The organism is Streptomyces sp. NPDC000229, assembly GCF_040300825.1.
Classification (GTDB): Bacteria; Actinomycetota; Actinomycetes; order Streptomycetales; family Streptomycetaceae; genus Streptomyces.
The window spans coordinates 45,177-52,357 of sequence record NZ_JBEPEL010000051.1 but is presented as its reverse complement, the minus strand read 5'-3'; the positions used below and the strand labels follow the sequence as shown (position 1 = coordinate 52,357).

The 7,181-nt window shown below is 72.8% G+C and carries 5 protein-coding genes; 1 reads left to right on the top strand and 4 read right to left on the bottom strand.

Features of this window, described 5'->3' with window-relative positions:
* Positions 1-112: 112 nt before the first annotated feature.
* Together ABT360_RS23225 and ABT360_RS23220 are read right to left on the bottom strand one after the other, a co-directional pair.
* Complete coding sequence (locus ABT360_RS23225; RefSeq protein WP_351819656.1) at positions 113-835, bottom strand: transcriptional regulator; 723 nt, start codon at positions 833-835, stop codon at positions 113-115.
* A gap of 209 nt (positions 836-1,044) precedes the next feature.
* Positions 1,045-1,983 carry an endonuclease/exonuclease/phosphatase family protein gene (locus ABT360_RS23220; RefSeq protein ID WP_351819653.1) on the bottom strand — a complete coding sequence of 313 codons (939 nt, stop codon included), beginning with the start codon at positions 1,981-1,983 and terminating at the stop codon, positions 1,045-1,047.
* Between the two features lie 252 nt (positions 1,984-2,235).
* On the opposite strand from ABT360_RS23220, the gene ABT360_RS23215 reads away from it, so the two are divergent.
* Positions 2,236-3,492, top strand: a complete 1,257-nt coding sequence (locus ABT360_RS23215; protein ID WP_351819651.1) for a Tm-1-like ATP-binding domain-containing protein — start codon at positions 2,236-2,238, stop codon at positions 3,490-3,492.
* On the opposite strand, the gene ABT360_RS23210 is transcribed toward ABT360_RS23215, so the two are convergent.
* Both ABT360_RS23210 and ABT360_RS23205 read right to left on the bottom strand, forming a co-directional pair.
* Positions 3,461-4,102: a helix-turn-helix domain-containing protein gene (locus ABT360_RS23210; RefSeq protein ID WP_351819648.1), complete on the bottom strand. Its 642-nt coding sequence runs from the start codon at positions 4,100-4,102 to the stop codon at positions 3,461-3,463. The genes ABT360_RS23215 and ABT360_RS23210 overlap by 32 nt on opposite strands.
* Positions 4,103-4,182: 80 nt before the next feature.
* The gene (locus ABT360_RS23205) at positions 4,183-6,975 is read right to left on the bottom strand and encodes a SpoIIE family protein phosphatase (RefSeq protein ID WP_351819645.1); all 2,793 of its coding nucleotides are present in this window, start codon (positions 6,973-6,975) and stop codon (positions 4,183-4,185) included.
* Positions 6,976-7,181: the final 206 nt, after the last annotated feature.

The window sequence follows — 7,181 nt, the reverse complement described above, 5'->3', positions numbered from 1 at the left end:
ACACCTTCTCCGGGTACGACGCCTCCGCCCACCTCTCCGAGGAGACGTCCAACGCCTCCGTCTCGGCCGCCAAGGGCATCGTGCGGGGGGCGCGGGTCCGGGCGGAGCCGGATCAGTGGCCCGTGGCGTCGAACGGGGACTCCTCGCCCACGTCACCGATCAGGTCCCAGAAGTGGTCGACCAACCGGTGGAGGTAGGCGGAGCGCTCGGCGGCGACCTCCTTGAGGCGGGAGTCGTCGTTACGGGCGACCAGGTGGCCCATGTACCGCTCCGCGAACTCCGCGAACTCCGCGTGCATCGTGCGCAGCGCGTCGCCCACCAGCGTCTCGTTGACCACGACGATCTCGGCCACCGGCGCCACATGGGCCTTCCAGCGGCCGTCGATGGCCGAGCGGAGGTGCCCGGCCAGTTCCTCGCCCCGGCCCAGGATGCCGACGAGCTTGCGCAACGACAGGCCGAGGGCGTCCACCAGCGCCCTGGTCTGCCGCAGGTCGCCGTCCCAGTGCCGCGAAGCCTCCGCCGCCCGGTACTCGGTGGGATCCATCCCGATCCGGTACGCCAGCCGTTCCACGCTCAGCTGCCGGGCCAGCCGGTGCTCGGCCAGGGTGCGCGGCTCGACGCCCATCAGTGTGGTCGACGAGCACCACAGCACATTGGCGAGCGCGAAGAGCTGGGACTCCGACGGGACGTGGGAGCCCTGCTCCCACGCGGCGACCAGATCGGGGTGGACCGGGACTCCGCACGCGGCCATGGAGTGGGCGACCTGAGCGGTGGTCAGGCCCATGCGGGCCCGCGCCGCTCTGGCCTCTGCGGGGGAGAACGGAGTGCTGTACACGAATGAAACACCTCGCTGCACCCGGCGAGCGTAGGGCGCTTGGGGGGAGAGGAACCGGTGGACGAACATCCAGGAGCGGGCAGATTAACAGATGGCCGAGTAGTGTGAACGGCCAACTTTCCCTTCGATCCCAAGGTTGTACGCCGGTTGCAGGGTGCAAGCGGTGGATGGATGTTGGGATTGCCTCCCGGATCCAAGGAAGCTGTCCGTTAGCCGGAAGCTCCCGGCCGGTAGTCGGACACCCCCGCCCGGGTGCCGATCCTCAACGAGGTGACGACCGCGGCGTGGTCCGAGTAGAACGGCCCCGGCTGGTGCTGCGGAAGCCGGGTGTCCACGGTGTGGGAGCCCATGACCGAGACACCCGGCCCTCGCGCGAACACGAAGTCGATCCGGTCCGGCGTGATCATGTAGTCGTAGGCGGGCAACGGACTCCACGTCCGTCCGGCGGCGGCGCACACGTCCGGGTTCGCGGCGCGGTAGGTGTCGGTGAACCCGGCGTCGGTCACCACCTTCGTGGCGCGCAGCGTGTAGCGCAGCCCGAAGTGGTCGGCGCAGCCCGCGTACCGCGCGGTCCAGTCGGCGGCCGGCAGGGTGTTCAGGTCGCCGGCGAGGACGACCGGATCCGTGTTCCCGGCCAGCATGGCGGGCAACTGCCTGCGGACGATGTCCGTCACCTGGGGCACCTGCGCGCCGGACTCGGCGTCACGCACCCGCGCGGGCGCGTACGGCACCGGCTGCCCCGCCCGTACCGCGACGGCGTTCGCGTCGACCATGTCACCGATCCAGGGAGTGGTGTACCCCAGCCAGGTGTTGAAGAGGTTGACCTGCCGGCCGCTGGGCAGTTCGACGCGCACGCCGCCGAAGTGGAAGTCGCCCACCACCCCTCCGGACGGTTTCGGGTGGACCTTCGTGACCGGGTAGCGCGTGAAGATCCACAGATTGTCGCGGCTGCCGGAGGTGATGCGGGTCGCGCTGTACGTCCCTTTCCCGGCACGCCGGGTCAGACCGTCACGGATGACGTCCGCCGATCCGTACGTCTCGACGGAGAAGAACACGTCAGGGGCGATCGCCACCAACTGGTCCACCACCAGGGGCAGGTTGGCGGCACCGCCGAGGCCGTCGTCCTTACCGCCGTGGAAGATGTCCACGCGAGGACGCGGACGTCGTCGGGGGCGGTCGCGCCCGAGGCCGACGCCGGGGCGGGTGCGAGGGTCGTCGCGGCGAGCGTCGCGGCGAAGGCGAGGACGGCCAGACGGCGCCACGCGCGGCGCGCAGTTCCGAGAGTTCTCATGGTGTCAACCAACCACGCGGACCCGGCCGTTGGGCGACGATCCGATGACCGTTGGCGAGCCGCGGCCACGGACTTGTCGATCTGTCGATTCCCCTGGACAGTTGCCTCCATGGCGATCGTTGTGCTGCTGGGAACCCTCGACACCAAGGGGCTTGAGTACGGATGGCTCCGTGACCGGCTGCTGCGCCGGGGCGTCGACGTCGTCGTGGTCGACGCCGGCGTGGCCGGCGAACCACGGATGCCGGCCGATGTGCCGCGCGCCGAGGTGGCCCGGGCGGCGGGCGCCGACCTGGGGCGGCTCCGGGCCGAAGGCGACCGGGGCGCGGCCGTGACGACGATGGCCCGGGGCGCGGCCGAGACCGTGCTGCGGCTGTACCAGGAGGGCCGCCTGCACGGCGTGCTGGCCATCGGCGGCAGCGGAGGCACCTCCATCGCGACCCGCGCGATGCGCGCCCTGCCGCTCGGAGTGCCGAAGGTGATGGTGTCGTCGATGGCGTCCGGTGACGTCTCGGCGTACGTCGGGTCCACGGACATCACCATGATGTACAGCGTCGTCGACATCGCCGGGATCAACAGCGTCTCGGCCCCGATCCTGGCCAACGCCGCCGACGCGGCCGCCGGTATGGCGGAAGGCTTCGCCGCCGCCTCCCGGGCGACGGCGGCCGGCCTCGGTGCCGGCGACAGGCCGCTGGTAGCGGCGAGCATGGCGGGCGTGACGACGCCCGGTGTCGACGCGGCCCGCGAGCGGATGACCGATCTCGGCTACGAGGTGCTGGTCTTCCACGCGAGCGGGGCGGGCGGCCGGACCCTGGAATCACTGGCCGGACAGCGGCTGTTCGCCGGGATCCTGGACCTGACGCTCTGCGAGCTCGCCGACGACCTCTGCGGAGGCGTCCTCACCGCCGGCCCGGACCGGCTCGCCGCGGCCGGGCGCGGCGGCATCCCTCAGGTGGTGAGTCCGGGCGCGCTGGACATGGTGAAGTTCGGCCCCGTCGACACCGTGCCCGCGCGGATGCGCGACCGCGACGTACGCGTGCACAACCCGTCCATCACCGTGGTCCGTACGACGCCGCAGGAGTGCGCGGAGCTCGGCCGCCGCGTCGCGGCCAAGCTGCGGTCCGCCACCGGGCCGACCGCCCTGTGCCTGCCGCTGCGCGGGCTGTCCACCCTCGGCGCACCGGGCGGGCCCTACCACGATCCGGACACGGACGAGGCGCTCTTCGGGGCGTTGCGCGACGGGCTGCGGGGGAGCGCCGTCGAGGTCGTCGAGGTCGACACGCACATCAACGACCCGGCCTTCGGCCGCGCCGCCTCCGACCTCCTGCACCGGATGATCACCCGGACGCGGACACCCTGCCGCGGGTGACCCCGCTGCCCTCCGGCTCGTCTTCCGCCCTTCGCGGCCTGGCGCGTACGTGCATCCGCTCGCCCTGCCGGCCGAAGAGGCTGAGGACCTCGACGGGGCCGTCCCCCGTGGTGCCGAACCAGTGCGGCACCCTGGTGTCGAACTCGGCCGCCTCGCCCGCCCCGAGCACCAGATCGTGATCGGCCAGGACCAGACGCAGCCGCCCGGACAGCACGTACAGCCACTCATAGCCCTCGTGGGTGACCGGCTGCGGGGTGTTCCGGCCGGGAGGGAGCACCATCTTGAACGCCTGCTGAGGGCCGGGCTGACGGGTCAGCGGCACCACGGTGTTGCCGTGCACGGTCCGGGGGGTGAGCCGGACGCGCGGGTCGCCCACCTCGGGCGCGCCCACGAGCTCGTCCAGGGGGACCTGGTGGGCCTGGGCGATCGGCAGCAGCAGCTCCAGGCTCGGACGGCGCAGACCGGACTCCAGGCGGGACAGGGTGCTCTTGGAGATCCCGGTGGCCGACGACAGCGCGGCCAGGGTCACACCGCGCTCCGTACGGAGCCGCTTGAGGCGCGGACCCACCTCGGTGAGGGTCCGGGCGATGGCGTCCTGCTGTTCTTCCATGCCGCCATTGCACCGCGTCCCTCATGGGAACGGCAAGAAAGGTTGCCGTTCCGGCACCGGTCACGGGAGCCGGCGGGCGTTCACCAGGAGACGTCGTCCAGCAGCAGTTCCGTCGGCATCCGGGACCCCGCGGCCGGGGACTGCTCGGTCCACATCACCTTGCCCGTGGGGGTGTACCGGGTGCCCCACCGCTCGGCGAACTGGGAGACGAGGAACAGCCCGCGGCCCCCCTCGTCCGTGGTCGCCGCCCGCCGCAGGTGCGGGGAGGTGCTGCTGCCGTCGGACACCTCGCAGATCAGGCAGCGCTCGTACAGCATCCGCACATGGATCGGCTCGGAGCCGTAGCGGATGGCGTTGGTGATCAGCTCACTGAGCATCAGCTCGGTGGTGAACCCGACCTCCTCCAGCCCCCACTCCTCCAGCTGGCGTCCGCACGCGGCACGGACACGGGCGACGGCGGAGGGGTCCCGGGGCACGTCCCAGTCGGCGACCCGGGTGCGGTCCAGCAGGTTGGTACGGGCCACCAGCAGAGCGATGTCGTCCCGCCGGTGCGGCGGCAGCATGGCGTCGAACACGGCCTGGCAGGTCTCCTCCGGCGTACGGGCCGGATGGCCCGACAGCGTCTCGCGCAGCATGCGGAGGCCGGTGTCGACGTCCCGGTCGCGGTGCTCGATCAGACCGTCGGTGTAGAGGACCAGCTGCGAGCCCTCGGCCAGCTGGATCTCGGCCGTCTCGAACGGCAGGCCGCCCAGCCCCAGTGGCGGGAAGACGGGCACCTCGGGGCAGTCCACGGTGCCGTCCGGCAGGACGACCGCCGGGGCGAAGTGCCCCGCGGTCGCCACACTGCACCGGCCGGACACCGGATCGTAGATGGCGTACAGGCACGTGGCGCCCGTGATGCCCTCCCCGTTGCCGTTCCCGCCCTCCTCCTGGTCGATACGGGAGACCAGCTCGTCCAGGTGGCCCAGCAGCTCGTCGGGCGGCAGGTCCAGCGCCGAGAAGTTGTGCACCGCCGTCCGCAGCCGGCCCATCGTGGCCGCGGCGTGCAGACCGTGCCCCACCACATCGCCCACCACCAGGGCGACCCGGGCCCCGGGCAGCGGGATGACGTCGAACCAGTCACCACCGACCCCCGCCTGGGCCGGCAGATAGCGGTACGCGATGTCCAGCGCGCTCTGCTCGGGCAGGACCCGCGGCAGCAGGCTCCGCTGGAGGGTGACCGCCATGGCGTGCTCGCGGGTGAAGCGACGCGCGTTGTCGATGGCGACGGCGGCCCGGGCGGCCACCTCCTCCGCGAAGGCGAGGTCCTCCTCCTCGAACCGCTCGGCCCGCTCCGAGCGCCAGAAGTTGGCCATGCCCAGCACCACCCCGCGCGCCTGCAGCGGCACCGTGACCAGCGAATGGATGCCGTACGCGAGCGCCTCGTCGGCCCCCGCGGGATCCTGGGCGCGCCAGCCGTGGGCGACGTTCAGATCGGCCTCCAGCACGGCGTGCCCGCTCGCCAGGGCCGCCGCCATCGGTGTGGTCGGGACGGCGAACCTGATGAGGTCGCCCACCGGCTGGAGGGGGTGGTCGTCGTGGATGCCGGTCACCGCCGTACGCCGCATCTCGGTGTGCGTGCCCGACGGCTCCTCGCCACGCAGCACGGGATCCAGCAGCTCCACCGTCACGAAGTCCGCGAATCCGGGGACCGTCACCTCCGACAGCTCCTCGGCCGTCCGCACCACGTCCAGCGTCGTCCCGATCCGCACGCCCGCCTCGTACAGCAGCTTCAGCCGCTCCCGGGCCACCTCCGCCATCCCCGACACCGCACGCAGCTCGGTGGTGTCGCGGAGCGTCGCGACCGTGCCGGACGCCCCGCCGTAGGGGGCCGTGGGCCGGGTGTTGACGGCCAGCAGGCGGTCGCCCGCCAGGTGCACCTCGTCGGTCACGGTACGGCCCGAGGCCAGCAGGTCGGCGGTGTCCTGGTCCAACCCGAGGTCGGTGACGGGGCGCCCCTCCGCGTCGGGGGGCAGCTCCAGCAGCCTCCGGGCCTCGTCGTTGGCCAGCGTCAGCCGGCCGTCGTCCCCGATGATGAGCACGCCTTCACGCGCCGCGTGCAGAACGGCGTCGTGGTGTTCGTACATCCGGGTCATCTCGGTCGGGCCGAGGCCGTGCGTCTGGCGGCGCAGCCGCCGGCTCACCAGCGCCGAGCTGCCGACCGCCAGCGCCAGCGCGGCACCGGCGGAGCCCAGGAGCACCGGCAGGTGGCGGTTGACCGCGTCCCCGACGTTCTCGATCGAGACACCGGCGCTGACCAGGCCGACCACCGAACCGTCGGCGTCGGTCACGGGGACGACGGCGCGGGCCGCGTCGTTCGGGGCCCCTTCGAAGATCTCCGTGATCGCCGTTCCCGCCGTGGCGCGCTCCACGCCCTCGGCACGGCTGCCGACCAGCGTCCGATCGTTGTCGGCCACCCGGGTCCCGTCGGGCGTCATCACCGCGATGAAGTCCAGTCCGGAACCGTCCTTGGCCTTCTCCACCGAGGTCTGGAGCGCGGCGGTCGGATCGGGGGCCTTGAGCGCCGCCACCGTGCCCGGGGCGTCCGCGAAGGACTCGGCGGCGGCCAGCGAACGGTTCTGCGCGTCCTGCTCGCTGTCGTACCGCGCCTGGAACGCCAGTCCTGTCACCGCCGCTGCGATCAGCAGCACCGCCACCAGGATCTGCAGCACCAGCACCTGACCGGCGACGGTGCGCACGCCCAGCAGCGGCCGCACCCCCTCCTCCGGCGGGCGCCCTGCCCGCACGGGCCGGGACCGGCCCGGAGCGCCCGGCACGCGTCCCGGGGCCGGGCGGCCCGACGCTCGCCTGGTCCGTCCGAGACGTCCGCTCATGCCCCATTTCTAACATTGCATCCTCTGCCGGAGCGACCCACGGCGTCCCCGGCCCGCCCCAGCGGCCCCCGGCCCCTGAGCCGGCCGGAGCCACCCCCCGTGGTGGCCGGCCGCGGGAACGGCAGGAGCGCGCAGTGACGGCCCGCCCCGTGCCCCGAGGAGTCCCGCCTCCGCTCCGGTCTCCTCGGACGGCTCCTCGCCGCGCA